We start from the raw sequence: 16,190 nt of genomic DNA on the forward strand, positions 1-16,190 counted from the left end.
CGTGGCTTGGTGCCTGGAAAGTGCGCCTCTGAGCTAAATAGATAAATCCCCGGCAGCCAGATTCCTCATTGGCTGCCGGGGATTTGCTTTGCCTGCGCTTAGCTGAGCAAGAGGCTATCGCGCCCCAAGGCTTCGGCGCGTGAGGTTACTCCTCGACGGTCTCCCACCACGGCGTGATGATGGCACGCGCAATCGAGTGGAAGTACAGGTTAAAGCCCAGCACAGTCGGCGTTGCATCTTCCGGCACGTCCAGCTTGTCGACATCCACCGCGTGCACCGCATACATGTAACGGTGTGGGGCATGATTAGCCGGTGGATTGGCACCGTAGTGGCCACGCATACCCGAGTCGCCTACCAGCTGAATTGCGCCCTCAGGCAGCTTGGAGCCATCCTCGGCGCCAGCGCCCTGTGGCAGACCCTTCTCGGTTGCCGGGATATTAAATACCGCCCAGTGCCAAAAGCCGGACGCAGTTGGCGCATCCGGATCAAAGCACGTCACCGCAATGGACTTCGTGCCCTCCGGCAGGTTTGCCCAGTCCAGCTGCGGGGAAACATTCGACGGTGCCCGGAACTTGTCCGGAATCTGCTCACCATCGGTGATATCCGGCGATGTGAGCTCAAAAGTCGGCAGATCCCTCAGCGGTGCGTACGGGTCAGGTCCTGGGAAATTCGGTGTGTTCGTAGTCATAGTTACCAGTGTGCCTACTTTGCACCGATGCCGCACGGAGTTAGCGAAGTTAGTGAAAAACAATGATGTAGTTTTTCACGTTATTTCATTCTCTGACCTGCCAATTTGTGTTTCTTTAGCGAGTCGGGATACAGTATCACAGGTCAGCACGACAAGTGCTTCCTACCTGGTCCGGGTGGCGGAATGGCAGACGCGCTAGCTTGAGGTGCTAGTGCCCTATTAACGGGCGTGGGGGTTCAAGTCCCCCTCCGGACACAAGTTAAATCCCGAGGAACTGCAGCTAATGCAGGCCTCGGGTTTTTTATTGCACATGGCTTTACGACGGTCCCCTGCGCCCACCCCACCTATGGTTCAAATGTGACCTATGGCTTCAAAATGAACATATGGCTCTGTATACACGACCAAACGTTATATGCGAGCCATACGTCATTTTGGGACCATACGTGTGTGCTGTGATTGTGCCCCGTCCTGAGACTATTTCTGCTCGGCTCGCCGAGGCTAGCGTGTTTGCTACTGCTCACAGCACTACCGCACTACTGCAGCGCAGAGGTCAGGCGGAACACGGAATTGAGGTACCGCTGATGGATTGGCCGCTCATTCCATTCCTCCTGTGTCAGGATGAGGGATTTCTCGCGGTACTCGTCGGCAAGCGACGTGAGCTTTTCGACGATCGAACCTGCGGCGGTCAGGAGTGTGATTTCGTAGTTGAGGCCGAAGGAGCGCATGTCCAGGTTTGAGGAGCCGAACATGGCCATGCGGTCGTCGATAATCATGAACTTCGAATGCAGGACGGCCGGTGCCGGGTAGCGGTAGATTTTCACGCCTGCGTCAAGTAGCGCCTGATAGTAGGACTGCTGCGCATGGCCGACCATGAACTGGTCGGACTTTTCATTGACGTAGAGCTGGACATCAATGCCGCCGTAGGCTGCGGAGGTGAGAGCCATCAGCATGGACTCGTCGGGCACAAAGTACGGGCTCACTGCGATGATGCGGTGGTGTGCCTGATAGATCATGTTGTTAAAGACGCGCAGATTGGGCTCTGTGGTAAATCCCGGACCGGACGGTAGCACCTGGACGATATTGACGTTGTCGCCCTCCTCTTGGCCGTGCAGGGTGTAGTCCCTCGTCGGCTTCGGGGTGGAGTAGAGCTCGCTGGTCCAGTCGACGGCAAAGACTGCGTCGAAAGCCAGCGCGATATTGCCGTGGAGCTCAATCCAAGTGTCCACCCACTGCCGGCCAATCTTGTGGTTCTTTTTCTTCTGATATTCAGGCTCGATAATATTCAGGGAGCCCATAAAGACCGTCTCGCCGTCGATGACAACGAGTTTGCGGTGACTGCGCAGATCCAGGCGGCGCCACGTGAGTTTGAGCAGGCTGACCGGCAGCATAGGATGCCAGGGTATTTCCGCGCGATTGAGGCGCTTTTTCAGTTTGTAGTAGCCGGGGTATTTCCACGATCCAATGGGGTCGACTAGAACCTTGACCTCTAGTCCCCTGTCCTGGGCGCGTTCGAGGGCCTGGATGAACGGCTCTGTCGAGTCATCGAGCGCGAAGATGTACGACTGCACATGAATCGATGTCTTGGCCGCGTCGATGGCTTCAATCGTCCGCTCGATCGAGGACTCAAATTCCGAGTGCAGTCCCATCTCTGAACTCGCCACGGCCGGCAGTCCAGTGAGCAGGCGGGCGAGTTTGAAGACATTGACCACATCGTCTTCAATTTCCACATTTTTCGGCACATCGGGCAGATGCGCGGTGCGCTCCGCAATAAGTTCTTGGGCGAGCGCCTGGACCTCGTGCCGACGCCCCGTGATCTGCTGCGAGCCCAAAAAGAGGAACAGCGGCAGACCGACAAATGGGATCAACAAAATGAGCAACAGCCAGGCAGTTGATGCGGAGGGGCTGCGGTTTTCGGGCACCCAGCCGATGGCGATGAATTTAATCGTGTAGTCCAGCGCAAACAGCACGACCTGCCACCACGTCAATTCCTCCACCAGCCAAGGGAAGGTGCCCATCAACCAATCCATGCAGATGATATTACTGAATTGCCTTTCCCCTACTGTCGCTGCCGGGTTTTAGGCGCATTTTCGCCGTCGCTGCGTCGTTGAATTTGAACTATCTCCAGAGTAAAGTTCAGTCTGTTGAACATAGGTCTGCGTGCAGCGCAACTGATGCGAAAGGACTAACCTCTCCCCCAATGCTTGAGAAAGCTCCTACTGTAAAAGAAACTGACGTTGCCGCTGGCGTTTTGAAGCTTTTGGGAGATAAGACGCGGCTGGCCATCCTCGCTCTCCTCCACGATGGCGAGATGACGGTTACTGCCATCGCCGATGCCCTGAATCGCCCGGTGCCCGCTATCTCTCAGCATCTGGCGAAGCTGCGCATGGCGAATATGGTGCAGACGCGCAAAGAGGGCACGTCGTGCTTCTACAGCCAACCCGACGGGCATCTGACGACGCTCGTGGTCAACGCACTGCAGTTCGCAGAGCACACGCTTTACGACGATCCGCCGCACCACTGCAACAACTAGTCGTGCTGGTTTAGCGCTTTACGACGAAAACCCCGCGACATAACTTGAGCGTACTCAAAGTAATATCAGCGGGGTTCTAGCCGTGGCGCTGCTACTGGTCAGTGTCGGCCAGGTTATCCCCGGTTGCCACTCCCTTGTCGAACGCTTCCATAATGCGCTCGGCAGCCAGCGTAGGTGTCAGCTGACCTGAGCGAAGTTGCTTTTCCACCAAAGTGCTCTCAGCCTGAACGGCCTCGTTGGTGTTCAGACGCTGCAGCAGCGTCTCGTGCACCATCGACCACATCCACTTAATCTGCTGGTTAGCGCGATTTTCATCGAAGAGATGCTCCTTGTGCATCGTCTCAATGTGGTCTTCGATGGCCTGCCAGAACTTATCGATGCCGTCGCCTTCCAGCGCCGACATCGTCAGCACCGGTGGCGTCCACACCTGATCAGAGCTGCGCACCATCTTCATCGCAGTGGTCAGATCGCGAGCCGCACGTTTGGCCGGACGGAGATTCTGGCCATCGGCCTTGTTAATCGAGATGACATCGGCCATCTCGAGCACGCCCTTCTTGATGCCCTGCAACTGGTCACCCGCACCAGCGAGTGCCAGGAAGGCGAAGGTGTCGACCATCTGTGCAACCGCGACCTCAGACTGACCCACGCCAACGGTTTCCACGATGACAATGTCAAAGCCAGCAGCTTCGAGAACGACCATTGCCTCACGTGTTGCCTTGGCAACGCCGCCGAGAGTACCCGCCGACGGAGAGGGGCGAATAAACGCCTCATCGGCAGCGGACAACCTGGCCATGCGAGTCTTGTCACCGAGGATTGAGCCGCGTGACTTCGTCGACGACGGGTCGATGGCCAGCACTGCGACGCGGTGGCCTTCTTCAATCAGCTTGAGGCCGAGAGTTTCAATCGTGGTGGACTTACCGACGCCCGGGACACCGGTGAGACCGACACGGATTGCTTTTCCGGAGAAAGGCAGCAATTTCACCAGTAGTTCCTGGGCCAGCACCTTGTGCGCCGGAGCAGTGGACTCCAACAGCGTGATTGCCCGAGCCAACTTGGTGCGGTTGCCGGCGCGCACGCCCTCGAACAGGTCATCTACGTCGATACGTCGTCGCGCACGACGGACAACCTCGGGGGCTACAGCCGTCTTTCCCTCAATAACCGTGCCAGCGGTAGTGACGAGGGTGCCCAGGTTTTCTTCAAGATACTCGTTCATCGCTACTTCCCTCTTGTAACAACGCGCTGAGCTGAGCAACCATATCGGTCAGTCAGCCCAGCGCGTTTTCGGGGTTTTTTTATTTAGGACTCTTCCTCAACGGAGACGTCAATGCCCAGCTCGGCGGAGAGCTTGGTGAGCATATCGATAGCCGAATCGGCGATGACGGTGCCCGGCGGGTAAATAGCCGCGGCGCCTGCATCGTAGAGTTCCTGGAAATCGCCCGGCGGGATAACGCCACCGACGACGATCATGATGTCCTCGCGGCCCAGCTTCTTCAGCTCGTCGCGGAGAGCAGGCACCAAGGTCAGGTGGCCTGCGGCCAGCGAGGAAACGCCCACGACGTGGACGTCGGAGTCGACAGCCGACTTGGCGGCCTCCTCCGGGGTCTGGAACAGCGGTCCCACATCGACGTCCATACCGAGGTCGGCGTAGGCGGATGCGATAACCTTCTGACCACGGTCGTGACCGTCCTGGCCCATCTTGGCCAGGAAGATGCGCGGACGACGGCCTTCCTGCTCCTCGAACTTGTCGGCCATTGCGATGGCCTTGGAGACGTTGGACACGGTTCCCTCCTTGCCAACTTCGTCCTTGTAGACACCCGACAGAGTGCGAATCTCAGCCTGGTGGCGACCAAAGACCTCTTCCATGGCGTCCGAAATCTCGCCGATGGAAGCCATTGCGCGAGCACAGTCGACAGCCAGCTTCAGCAGGTTCTTGTCGAGGTCACCCGGCTCACCCGGGTTACGGCAAGCGTCGGTCAGAGCGGCCAGCGCCTTCTTGACCTCGTCCTCATCGCGTTCGGCGCGAAGACGAGCCAGCTTGTCGATCTGCTCCTGGCGGACGCGGGAGTTTTCGACCTTGAGAACCTCAATGGCCTCGTCCTCGTCGACCTGGTACTTGTTCACGCCGATGAGGGCCTGACGGCCAGAGTCAATACGAGCCTGGGTACGAGCAGCTGCCTCTTCAATGCGCAGCTTCGGAATACCCTCGATGGTGGCCTGTGCCATGCCACCAGCTTCCTCGACCTCGGCGATGTGCTGGCGTGCACGCTTGACCAGCTCATTGGTCAGCCATTCGACGTAGTAGGAGCCAGCCCACGGGTCAACCGGACGGGTGGTGTTGGACTCCTGCTGCAGCAGCAGCTGGGTGTTACGAGCAATACGTGCCGAGAAGTCGGTCGGCAGTGCCAGAGCCTCATCCAGTGCGTTGGTGTGCAGCGACTGAGTGTGGCCCTGAGTTGCAGCCATTGCCTCAATCGCGGTGCGGGCCACGTTGTTGTAGACATCCTGAGCGGTCAGCGACCAGCCCGAGGTCTGCGAGTGGGTACGCAGGGACTGGGACTTCGGGTTCTTCGGGCCGAACTTGCCAACCAGCTCCGACCAGAGGATACGGCCAGCGCGCAGCTTGGCAATCTCGGTGAAGGTGTTCATCGAGATGCCCCAGAAGAAGGACAGACGCGGTGCGAACTGATCAACTTCCAGGCCAGCGTCAAGACCAGCTCGGATGTACTCGATGCCGTCGGCAAGCGTGTATGCGAGCTCGAGGTCGGCGGTAGCGCCGGCTTCCTGGATGTGGTAGCCGGAAATCGAAATCGAGTTGAACTTCGGCATCTTTGCCGAGGTGTACTCGAAAATCGAGGAGATGATTCGCATCGACGGCTTTGGCGGGTAGATATACGTGTTACGAACCATGAACTCCTTGAGGATGTCGTTCTGGATCGTACCGCGCAGCTTCTCGGGCGGAACGCCCTGCTCTTCCGCCACGACAATGTAGAAGGCCAGGATCGGCAGCACAGCGCCGTTCATGGTCATAGAGACGGAGACACCGCCCAGGTCGATGCCCTGGAAGAGCTCGCGCATGTCGTAGATGGAGTCGATTGCCACACCGGCCATACCGACGTCGCCGGAGACACGCGGGTTGTCGGAGTCGTAACCGCGGTGGGTAGCCAGGTCGAATGCGACCGACAGGCCCTTCTGGCCAGCAGCCAGGTTGCGGCGGTAGAAGGCGTTGGACTCAGCAGCGGTGGAGAAACCAGCGTACTGGCGAATGGTCCACGGCTGGTTGGTGTACATCGTCGGGTAAGGACCGCGCATAAACGGTGCGATACCCGGGAAAGAATCCACCGGGTGGCCCTCCGCGGCGGCGGCTTCACGGTCAGCGCGGTCGTAGACGCGCTTGACGTCGATTCCTTCCGGAATGGTCCACACTTCGCCGGCCTCGGCAGCAGCGGCCTTGTTAGTATCTGCAGCTGCGTCGTCGGTGTTGCGGGAGATGTCAGCGAAATTTGGGATGGTGGTCATTACTTCCTTCACGCTCCCAGTTCGTTCAGCAGTCGGGACAGCTCCGCGACAGCATCGATTTTCATGTTCAGGTACCCGTCTGGGCGGGCATCCTCAGCGGCACCGGAGAAGCTCTTCTCCGAACCTGCCACGAGGACTTCCTTCGCACCAGCTGCACGAGCTGCCTTAACGGCATCCTGGCCGGAGGCCTCGTACTCGCTGTCGGCTGCACACAGCACGACAATCGGAGAAGCCTTAGCGGCCTCCTCGAATGCCTGCTCACCCGGGACAACCTGGCCTGGGTTGGCAACGGCGATACCGCCGGAAGCCAGCAGGTTGGAGGTAAAGCCCGTGCGGATGTTGTGCTTGGCCAGCGGGCCAAGTGGCAGCAGACCAATCAACGGGCGGTGATCCTTCTCAGCGAGGAAGTCATCAGAGCGGTTGCGCAGTGCCTCGAAGTCGCTGGCCCAGCGGCGAATCTTCTCGCCTTCCGGGCGTGCTTCCGGCGCCAGCGGAGCCTCAGCCAAGTTCGGGAACTCATTGATAGCCGTAACCTTGGTGCGGCGGTGTGCAATGTCTGCACGGCGCTTTTCCCAGGTGGCGTCCAGTGCCTCGCGGACGTTGGCCTCAGCAGCTGCAAAGCCGCCTGCAGCCTCAGTGCTGGTAAAGATTTCCCATGCCTTGTCAGCCAGTTCCTCAGTCAGGTTCTCCACAAAGTAGGAGCCACCTGCCGGGTCAGCGACGTAGCCCAGGTGGGACTCTTCCAGCAGCAACAGGTTGGTGTTGCGAGCAATGCGAGCCTTGAAAGTCTTAGAGACATTCGGCATACCGCCGACAACTGCGTAGTCAAACGGCAGAACCTCAACCGAGGAGGCACCGCCGACACCGGCAGCGAAAGAAGCGACGGTCACGCGCAGCATGTTGACCCACGGGTCACGCTGGCTGAACATCACCGGAGCGGTAACTGCGTGCATTGGCGCACGGCCAGCTTCCGGGGCGCCGATAACCTCAGCGACGCGAGCCCACAGAACGCGGGCAGCGCGGAATTTCGCAATTGTGTCGAACTGGTCATCAGTAGCGGCAAACCGGAAGGTGATCTGGCCAAGTGCCTCTTCGGCGCTCAGGCCCGCTTCGGTCAGTGCGCGCAGGTAAGCGACACCGACAGCGAGGCTGTAGCCAATCTCCTGGATGTTATTGGCTCCCAGGTTGGAGAAAACAACGCCGTCGACAAGCAGTGCGCGGATGTCGCCCGGCTGCTTAGCGGCCTTGACGGCGAGCTCGACAGCTTCGTCGAGGGAGACGTCCTCGATACCCGCGAAAGCAGAGGTCAGCGGTGCGGCGGACAGCTCGAGCGCAACGTTGTCCGGGTTAGCGGGCTTCTCAGCCTCGATGTAGGACAGCAGTGCGTCGAAAACCTGCGGCGCCTTCTTACCAGCGTTAACGGCAATCGGAGCGAGGTCGACGTAGACGTTGTTCAGCAGCGCCGGGATATCAGCGGCTTCGAGAGAACCGGTGAAGTTCAGGCGGATGTCGGTCGTGCCGTTTTCAAGAGCGATCAGCAGCGTCTCGTTGACAGCCTTCGGGTCGAGGGCATCCTCGCCCGGGTACTGACGACCAAAGGTTTCACGAACGCCCCAGCCGTTGGTGTTGTCCTCAGTGACCTTGGCACCGCGGAGGAACGGGAACTGACCCGGCTCCGGGATTTCCGCGTGCTCATCGGCGCGGGTGTACAGCGGACGAACATCGACACCGTCGTAGGTGGTCTGAATCAGTCGTTTCCAAATATCGAGCGGTACATCGGCAACGTCTTGCTTGTGCACCCGAGCGAATACCTTGGCCACGCCCTTGTACCAGGAATTCTGCAATTCCTCGAAGTTCGGCGGCAACGTGGAAGGCGATTCGGGGGTCGTTCGGTCAGTCACGACAGACCTTCTCCCTTACATGTTTTAAGCAACGGCACCATTGACCCCCATTACCGTGAGGAATTCGGCTGCGACAATTTCCAAATTCTCCAGCGGCCGAAGAGAGTCAGTGAGCGTTGGCTTCCTCCAATATTTATAAGAGCCACTACTTTTAACGCCGCTCCAACATGCGCACGAAAAAGTACCGGCGCACCCTAAAACGTGAGTCAAGGCATAGTGACCTTGTCTCCTATCCTAGTGAAATAACCGGCAAACGCCCTTAGCCGTGGCTACCCTCACCCCATGGCGCACTCAATGTGCAGGTCACACGTATCGGCACAATCCCCGGTAACCTCAAACGGGTGAAGTCTTCCGATGTGCGAATTACCCCTACAGTCAAAAAGGTTCTTCTGGGGCTAGCCGTAATTGTGGGGGTCATCGTCACGCTATTTGTCGATGTCCCAACCGTCGCCACCATTCGGCAATGGTCCATCGATGCCGGAGACTGGTTCCCCATCGCCTACTTCTTGGTCTACGTCGCACTGACGCAGTTTCCGATTCCCCGCACAGTCTTCACGCTTGCCTCGGGAATTCTCTTTGGGCCGGTTCTCGGTTTTCTGCTGGCAATTACCGCGACTACGGTCTCGGCACTGGTGTCGCTGCTAATCGTTCGATTCCTCGCGCGCGATTGGTTCCGCACGCTTCTGACCAACCGCCGGCTTATTCAGCTCGACCATCGGCTCGAACAACGGGGCTGGCTCACCGTCTTAAGCCTGCGCATGATTGCTGGCGTGCCCTTTTCTTTCCTCAATTACGCCTGCGGCCTTTCCTCAATTCGCGTCGCGCCGTACATCATCGCCACCGCTATCGGTTCGGCGCCGAATACGCTTGCCGTCGTTTTGCTTGGCGACGCGCTGTTGGTCGGCTTCGATGTGCGATTTGCAGTGGCCACGGGAATTCTGTTGCTGCTCGGCGTGGCCGGGCTGGTTCTCGATGCCAAGTTCCCGGTTGTGGAAGCGCCGTCGAAGAAGCTCAGCTAACTGCGGGTCTATCCCGCGGATGTCAAGGGGTACGGCTAGACTGGTTCGCATGTATGCAGTCTTTGCCAGGTATCGTGGTCGATCTACCCGCAGGGCAGATCACGTTCAAGCCTCAGCGCAGGCGCTTTCTGGGCTGGACGGTGTTGGCACCGTCGAGGTCGCCGGTATTGAGGAGATGCGTGCAGCACCCGAAAGCGCAGTTGGCGTGACCACTTTGGTGCTGGCACTGCTGGCTGCTGGCGACTGGGCAATCGGTATTGGAATCTGTCCTAAGGGGGATCTGGAACAGGCTCATGCAGCAGCCAGTTCAGTTCTCGGCGCAGGCGGCCGAGCCGGTGTGGTGAAGACCAGGATTAGGACGACGAATCCCCGCGGTAAGGATTATTCGGAGGATATTGCGGCAGCGTTTACGCTGCTTCACCACGTTATATCGCGCAGGTCGCCGGAAGGGCGCGAGGCAACCGGTCTTGTTCGAGCCGGGTATACCCAGGTTGAGGCCGCTGAAGAGCTGGGCGTTTCTAAGCAAGCAGTAAATCAGCGCCTCGCTGCCGCTGGATGGCAGGCGGAATTGGCCGGATGGAATCTGGCCGTCCACCTACTCCAGCGGGCAGAGGAACTGTAGTGGCCTTTTACTGGCCATTTCCGTTTTGATTGAAGTTCTGCGACCACTGCGAGTAGCGAGCTTGATCGGCAGCGTGATTGCCGTACTGCGAATCATTGGCCGGTACTGACGGATTTTCCTGAGCGGGCTGACCGTTGGCGCCACTCGGATTGGCCGGCGCTGCCGGGGCTGCCGGCGTTGCTGGGGCCTCAATCTCTGACTGGTCGGTGGAGCGCTTCTTTTCCTTCTTGGTGGAATTTGCCGACGCCGTTGCAATCGGGTCATCCACTGGCCGGTTCGCCACCTCGTTTGCGGCAGCGACTGCGCGTGCCAGCTCGGGGTTGGTGGACATATCAAACCAGTTCTCGTCGCGCCCCTGGTCGGCTTCTTCCTTGGTCTCTGCGCTAACGGCCGGTGGCTCGTAGCGGAAGACACCATCGGCATCCTTCTTACCGAAGGCCTTGGCAAAGCTCTCTAGGCTGTCTCCGAACTGTGCCGGAACCATCCAGACCGTATTGCCTTCCTTGTTGGCCAGCTCTGGCAGCTTCTCCAGGTACTGCCAGGCCAACACCTCAGGAGTCAACTGAGAAGCCTTGACAGCGGCGTTGACCTTCTGAATTGCACGGGCATTACCCTGTGCTTCCAGGTAGGTCGCCGCACGCGTACCCTCAGCGCGCAGGATGGTTGCCTGGCGCTCAGCTTCTGCAGCGAGGATCGATGCGTGCTTGTCACCTTCAGCAGCCAGAATCTGTGCCTGCTTGCGGCCCTCAGCAGTTTTAATCTCCGCTTCGCGGGTACCTTCAGCGGTCAGAATCATGGCGCGCTTTTCGCGGTCCGCCTTCATCTGCTTTTCCATCGACTGTTGAATGGACGGTGGCGGCTCAATGGCCTTCAGCTCAACGCGAGCAATGCGCAGACCCCACTTGGCAGTGGCCTCATCCAATTCGCCGCGCAGGCGACGGTTGATGTAGTCACGGGAGGTCAGCGTTTCCTCCAGCGTGAGACCACCCACGACGTCGCGAAGCGTTGCGGTGGTGATCTGTTCGACGCCGAAGATGTAGTTGTCGATGCCGTAAATTGCGCGGTCCGGCTCGTTGACCTGGAAAGTCACGACCGTGTCGATAGCGACGGTGAGGTTATCCTCCGTAATCACGGCTTGTGGCGGGAATGTGACCATGCGTTCACGGGTGTCGACCTTTTCACGCACACGGTCAATAATCGGGACGATGAAGTTCAGGCCGCTGTTAAGCGTCTGCGTATAGCGCCCCAGCCTCTCGACGATTGCCGCCTCGCCCTGTGGGACAAGAACAATCGCCTTGAGTACCAGCGCGACCACAACGATAACGAAAACAGCGAGGATAATAAGTCCGCTCATGGTGGATTTCCTCGTAGCGTATTAATTGTGTGGGCAGTACAGAGAAATCTCCCGCAGCGCATCTGGGGCGCTTAGAACACTTACAGTGGCTTGTCCACCACAGCCGTGTTTCCCGAGATTTCTACGATCGTGACCCTTGCCTTCGGCTCAAAATTCTGTGAGGGAAGCAGGCTGCGGGCGCTCCACAGCTCGCCGTTGATTTTAATCAAGCCCTCAGACGCCGAGACGGGCTCAATAACTTCCGCCTGGCGTCCGGCCAACAGTTCTGGGTGTGCCTCTAGGTCCGCCGACTTATCCGGTGCCGCCAACTTCTTTCGCAGCACAGGACGAATAGTCAGCACAAGAATGGCAGAGACAATGGCGAAGACAATCACTGCTAACCAAAGTGGTGCTCCGAGCTGGCTCGCACCGGCAGCTGCCAGCGCGCCACCTCCGAGCATCAACAGTGACATGTCTCCCACCACTAGCTCGCCGAGGACTAGTAGGAGGCTCGCTCCGAGCCAAAGGAGAGGAATCACGCCCTAACCCTACCTATTTTGTAGGACAAATGCGGGCTAAGTAATAGGTAAATATTGGTTAAAACTGCATATGAGGTTCTGTGACAAAGTCGACCAAGCGCTCAACTGCACCGATGAGGTCCGATTCCAAATCTCGGTATGTGTGGACACCCGCGTACACCCGACGCCACCCCTCCTTGGGATCGTCGCCCCACCCCAGGCGCTGGCAAATACCTGTCTTCCAGTCTTCGCCATACGGCACCTCGGGCCACGCCTTAATGCCTACCGACGCCGGCTTGACCGCCTGCCAGACATCGATAAACGGGTGCCCCGTCACCATCACATGAGGTCCGAGCTGCTGCGTCATGCGGCTTTCCTTGGAGCCCTCAACCAGGTGGTCAGCCAGCACACCAACACGGCGCTTAGGCCCCGGCTGAAACTCCGCCAGGCGCTCCGGCAGGTTGTCCAGGCCTTCCAAATACTCGACAACAACGCCCTCAACGCGCAGGTCATGGCCCCAGACCTTCTCCACAATGGCGGCGTCGTGGATGCCCTCGACCCAAATGCGGCTCGGCAGCGCCACCTTGGCTTTGACATTGTGGACCTTGCGCGAGCCCGAGGCCGACAAGTCCTGAGATGGCTTCTTTGGCTGCGCCTTGGGGCGCACCAGAGTCACAGGTTTGCCGTCAATCAAAAATCCACGCTCATGCATGGGAAACAACCGCGACTTGCCGTAGCGATCTTCCAGCCGCACGCACCAACCATCAAAGGTCTTTTCCAACCCGATAATCGCGCCGACGAAACCGTCGTACGATGCCTCGACAACAATGCCGTTTTCCGCGACCACCTCACGTGCCGGCTGCGGAATTCGACGGCGATGGCCACGAGCGCCACCGAGAACATCCTGATTGCGATATGGGTCATTAAAGCTCATGACTCATGAGATTACAGGCCACGATCGGCCGACCTGCCTGACGGTCTTGGTGAGATGCCGATTCGTGCTGGTTACGGCATTTTCCCTTTCCTGCACTAGGATGAGCTGCACTATGCAGCGCAGCGTATTATCACAGGTCTGGAGTCCCACTCAGCACATCGCCCTCTGGCTGGGGGCATGGCTGAGCGGACTGGAAAACTACGACCATCTCCTCGACGCCCTGGACTCACTCGGCGGCCCCTCCTCCACACCGGGATCGCTCGTGCTTGCCGACGCCACGGTCCCGGCCGTGGTCGATGTGGAAAGTGACCTCAATAGAAGCGACATGTTCCGCTTGCTTCGAGCTGCCACTGATGCCGGTGATTGGCAGGCGGATCACCGCCCACTTGTCCGCCTTATCCTCAGCGGTCCCGGCGATGCCCCGGCGCTGCCGGCTGGCAGTGCTGCGGCAGTAGCTGCGCGTGCGGCGGGCTCGGCCATTGTCATCGCGGACGCCGAACCCGGTTGGAACCATGTGCTCGTTCCTGTCAAAACACGGCTGCAGGGTGAAGAGGAAAACCAGTGGCAGTGGTACACGCTGGAAGGCCATCTGCCAGAGCCCGCGTATCTGTCTCCCGGTGAGGCCGATTTGCAGTTGGCCGATGCCGCACGTCTGGCGGCTGCAACTATTGCTGCGATGCCGCGCTCTCCGATGACGTCGTCAAGCAATGGCCGACCAAAAGTAGATCCGCGCCTGATGGTGGGGATGCTCGATGACCACCTGGATATGGCGTTTGTACCTGATGATGTACCGCGCCGAGCGCTCGGTGTGCTGGCACGTGCGGATCGCGTGTCATCGATTCTCGCCGTCGCACAGGGCGAGGAGTCCGGGCATGGCAGTGCGGCGTTTGATCCGCAGCTGATTCCGCTGTGGCGCAGGATTCGACAAGCGCGGATGAGCGCTGTCGAATATGCGATTGCACAGTGGACTCGATAGTTTTTAGCGGCGCGCTGCCGGACGCTTGGCCGGCACGCAGCACGCGGTGGCGCACGGTGCGCCATTGCAGGCGGAGCCCAGTAGCGGCTCGGATCCGAGGCGACGCGGCGTTGCTGTGCCGATGCGCTCTTCGATGAGCTCCACAATCATGTTCGTGAACTTTTCGGAGGGCCCCGGCGTGGCTGCGCGCTCGATGACGATGTCGTGGTGCGCCATTTCGTCTTGGAGCTCGGAGTCGAGATCCCACGCGACCTCCACGTGGTCAGAGATGAAACCAACTGGGCATACGACTGCCGCGCGCACGCCGTTTTTCACCTGCTCTTCAATATGATCGACGATATCCGGTTCCAGCCACGGTACATGGGCGGGGCCGGAACGGGACTGCCAGACGACGTCGTAATCGGTGACTCCGACGGCCTCGGCGATGAGCTTCGCCGCCTCTTCGACTTGGCGCGAGTACAAGTTTCCGCCCAGGTCAGCGGGACCGGAGGCCTTATCGGCCGACACCGGAATGGAATGGGCGGTAAAGACGAGTCGGGCATCGTCACGGCGATCTTCTGGCAACTTGGCGAATGCCTCGCCGACAGCGTCGGCGAAGGCCTCGATGAAAAGCGGATGGTCGTAGAAGCTGCGAATCTTTTCCATCTCGAAGGCGCGCTCGCCCAAAGACTCACGCATTCGGGCAATGTCCTCGTGATACTGACGGCAACCGGAGTAACCGCCCCACGCGCTGGTGGCGAAAACGAGTGCGCGCTGGATACCGTCATCCGCCATCTTGGCGGCGGTGTCTTCGGCCATCGGGTGCCAGTTGCGATTGCCGAAGTAGACCGGCAGCTCATGGCCGCGACGGGCCAACTCGGCAGTGAGATTGGCGATAATTTCGCGGTTTAAATCATTTAGCGGGGACTTGCCATTGAAGTGGGCATAGTGTGCACCGACTTCGTCCAGACGCTCTGGCGGAATTCCGCGACCGCGAGTGACATTCTCTAGGAAAGGACGCACATCCTCCATCTTTTCGGGACCGCCGAAAGAGAGAAGAAGAATCGCGTCAAAATTATCGGACGACATAGCGCTTCAGTGTAGTAGTGCAGTCTGAGGACTGTATAAGTCGGTTTGTTGCCAGAAGTCGGCCTATTGCCCGCTACTGTGGCACGCGCCGGTTGGCGACCAGCAGCGACGCGACTGTAATCAGCAGGGTGATAAAGGCCGCGATGAGATATGGCCGTGGGTTCTCGGCGCGCTTGAGCTCGTAGCCAATGTCATCCTCCAACGAGCCGTAGGCATCTCGCAGCTGCTCCAGGGAACCTGCGCTGAAGAACTCCCCCTCAGTACGGCGGGCAATTTCGCGCAGGGATTCATCGTCGTTGGGCACCGGAATCATCTCGCCCTGGACGGTGATGGCACCGGATTGCGTACCGAAGGAAATGGTACTGACGGGAATACCGGCTTTGGCAGCTTCATCGGCGGCGGTATATGCACCGCGGGGATCATCCAACTCCTGCGGGACGGTCTGTTTGCCGTCGGAAAGCAGCACAATTGTCGCAGGTGGGGCGCCTTCTCCCCCGCCTTCAACAGAATCACTGAACTGCTTGATGGCATCGAGCGCGGCGGCGATGGCGTCGCCTGTGGCGGTAGCTTGGTCGAGCTCGGCTGCCTGCAGCGCGCGGGACACTGCGGCGTGATTGGTCGTCGGATTGACTGGTGTGCGGGCGCGGCCGGAGAACGTCACCAGGCCGATGTTGAGGTCGTCCGGGAGGTTTTCGACAAATTCCTGGCCAGCTTCCTTAGCGGCGGTAATGCGGTCGGGAGCAACATCGGTGGCGGACATGGACAGCGAGACATCCACGACGAGCATGACCGTGGCACGGTTGCGGGCGACCTTGGTTTCAGAGATTGGGCCAGCCAGCGAAATAATGACCAGTACCAGCGAAATCAGCGCGCTGATGGCAACTGCGTGGCGAGTCCGCGAGGACGCTTTATTGCCCAGCGAGCCGACAATAGTGAAGTTGCCAAAGGCGATGGCACGCTGGCGGCGCTTTCTCGTACCGGCCCAATACGCGATACCAGCGACTATCGGCACAATGAGCGCGACGAGCCAGAGGGGGTGCGCGAAAGTTGAGTTCAAAAACGTCATCGCGATATCGGTTTCCTCA

At 59.2% G+C, this 16,190-nt stretch carries 14 protein-coding genes and 1 tRNA gene; 5 read left to right on the top strand and 10 right to left on the bottom strand.

Going from position 1 to position 16,190, the window contains the following annotated elements; all coding sequences use genetic code 11:
• Positions 1 to 145: 145 nt before the first annotated feature.
• Positions 146 to 688 (bottom strand): YbhB/YbcL family Raf kinase inhibitor-like protein, encoded by a 543-nt coding sequence (locus Q4E11_RS00520; protein WP_303162719.1) that lies wholly within the window; start codon positions 686 to 688, stop codon positions 146 to 148.
• Between the two features lie 169 nt (positions 689 to 857).
• Between Q4E11_RS00520 and Q4E11_RS00525 the strand changes: the two genes are divergently transcribed.
• Positions 858 to 943: transfer RNA gene (locus Q4E11_RS00525), tRNA-Leu, on the top strand.
• Positions 944 to 1,221: 278 nt separating this feature from the next.
• On the opposite strand, the gene cls is transcribed toward Q4E11_RS00525, so the two are convergent.
• Positions 1,222 to 2,715, bottom strand: coding sequence for a cardiolipin synthase (cls, locus tag Q4E11_RS00530; protein ID WP_303162720.1), 1,494 nt, complete (start codon positions 2,713 to 2,715; stop codon positions 1,222 to 1,224).
• Between the two features lie 170 nt (positions 2,716 to 2,885).
• Here cls and Q4E11_RS00535 point away from each other — a divergent pair, with 170 nt between their 5' ends.
• A complete protein-coding gene (locus Q4E11_RS00535; RefSeq protein ID WP_303162721.1) occupies positions 2,886 to 3,218 on the top strand; it encodes a metalloregulator ArsR/SmtB family transcription factor in 333 nt (110 codons plus the stop codon).
• A 91-nt stretch (positions 3,219 to 3,309) separates the two neighbouring features.
• On the opposite strand, the gene meaB is transcribed toward Q4E11_RS00535, so the two are convergent.
• The 3 genes from meaB to Q4E11_RS00550 all read right to left on the bottom strand — a co-directional run bounded on the left by meaB (position 3,310) and on the right by Q4E11_RS00550 (position 8,635).
• Complete coding sequence (gene meaB / locus Q4E11_RS00540; protein WP_303162722.1) at positions 3,310 to 4,431, bottom strand: methylmalonyl Co-A mutase-associated GTPase MeaB; 1,122 nt, start codon at positions 4,429 to 4,431, stop codon at positions 3,310 to 3,312.
• An 83-nt stretch (positions 4,432 to 4,514) separates the two neighbouring features.
• Positions 4,515 to 6,734, bottom strand: a complete 2,220-nt coding sequence (gene scpA / locus Q4E11_RS00545; protein WP_303162723.1) for a methylmalonyl-CoA mutase — start codon at positions 6,732 to 6,734, stop codon at positions 4,515 to 4,517.
• A gap of 8 nt (positions 6,735 to 6,742) precedes the next feature.
• Positions 6,743 to 8,635: a methylmalonyl-CoA mutase family protein gene (locus Q4E11_RS00550; protein ID WP_303162724.1), complete on the bottom strand. Its 1,893-nt coding sequence runs from the start codon at positions 8,633 to 8,635 to the stop codon at positions 6,743 to 6,745.
• 341 nt (positions 8,636 to 8,976) lie between these two features.
• On the opposite strand from Q4E11_RS00550, the gene Q4E11_RS00555 reads away from it, so the two are divergent.
• Positions 8,977 to 9,654: a TVP38/TMEM64 family protein gene (locus Q4E11_RS00555; protein WP_303162725.1), complete on the top strand. Its 678-nt coding sequence runs from the start codon at positions 8,977 to 8,979 to the stop codon at positions 9,652 to 9,654.
• A 49-nt stretch (positions 9,655 to 9,703) separates the two neighbouring features.
• A complete protein-coding gene (locus tag Q4E11_RS00560; protein ID WP_303162726.1) occupies positions 9,704 to 10,276 on the top strand; it encodes a DNA-binding protein in 573 nt (190 codons plus the stop codon).
• Positions 10,277 to 10,283: 7 nt separating this feature from the next.
• Here the strand turns inward: Q4E11_RS00560 and Q4E11_RS00565 are convergent, their stop codons facing one another.
• From Q4E11_RS00565 to Q4E11_RS00575, 3 genes are all read right to left on the bottom strand, one after another.
• Positions 10,284 to 11,630, bottom strand: a complete 1,347-nt coding sequence (locus Q4E11_RS00565) for an SPFH domain-containing protein (protein WP_303162727.1) — start codon at positions 11,628 to 11,630, stop codon at positions 10,284 to 10,286.
• A gap of 80 nt (positions 11,631 to 11,710) precedes the next feature.
• Complete coding sequence (locus Q4E11_RS00570; RefSeq protein ID WP_303162729.1) at positions 11,711 to 12,148, bottom strand: NfeD family protein; 438 nt, start codon at positions 12,146 to 12,148, stop codon at positions 11,711 to 11,713.
• Between the two features lie 58 nt (positions 12,149 to 12,206).
• Positions 12,207 to 13,061 (bottom strand): DUF3097 domain-containing protein, encoded by an 855-nt coding sequence (locus tag Q4E11_RS00575; RefSeq protein ID WP_303162730.1) that lies wholly within the window; start codon positions 13,059 to 13,061, stop codon positions 12,207 to 12,209.
• A gap of 112 nt (positions 13,062 to 13,173) precedes the next feature.
• Between Q4E11_RS00575 and Q4E11_RS00580 the strand changes: the two genes are divergently transcribed.
• Positions 13,174 to 14,037 (top strand): hypothetical protein, encoded by an 864-nt coding sequence (locus Q4E11_RS00580; protein ID WP_303162732.1) that lies wholly within the window; start codon positions 13,174 to 13,176, stop codon positions 14,035 to 14,037.
• A 3-nt stretch (positions 14,038 to 14,040) separates the two neighbouring features.
• On the opposite strand, the gene Q4E11_RS00585 is transcribed toward Q4E11_RS00580, so the two are convergent.
• Both Q4E11_RS00585 and Q4E11_RS00590 read right to left on the bottom strand, forming a co-directional pair.
• Entirely contained in the window at positions 14,041 to 15,105 is a 1,065-nt protein-coding gene (locus Q4E11_RS00585; protein ID WP_303162733.1) for a ferrochelatase, read from the bottom strand.
• A 73-nt stretch (positions 15,106 to 15,178) separates the two neighbouring features.
• On the bottom strand, positions 15,179 to 16,171 hold the full coding sequence (locus Q4E11_RS00590; protein WP_303162734.1) for a VWA domain-containing protein: 993 nt from the start codon (positions 16,169 to 16,171) through the stop codon (positions 15,179 to 15,181).
• Between the last annotated feature and the right edge of the window lie 19 nt (positions 16,172 to 16,190).

The sequence above is a fragment of the Corynebacterium sp. genome (assembly GCF_030532195.1).
Taxonomy (GTDB): domain Bacteria; phylum Actinomycetota; class Actinomycetes; order Mycobacteriales; family Mycobacteriaceae; genus Corynebacterium.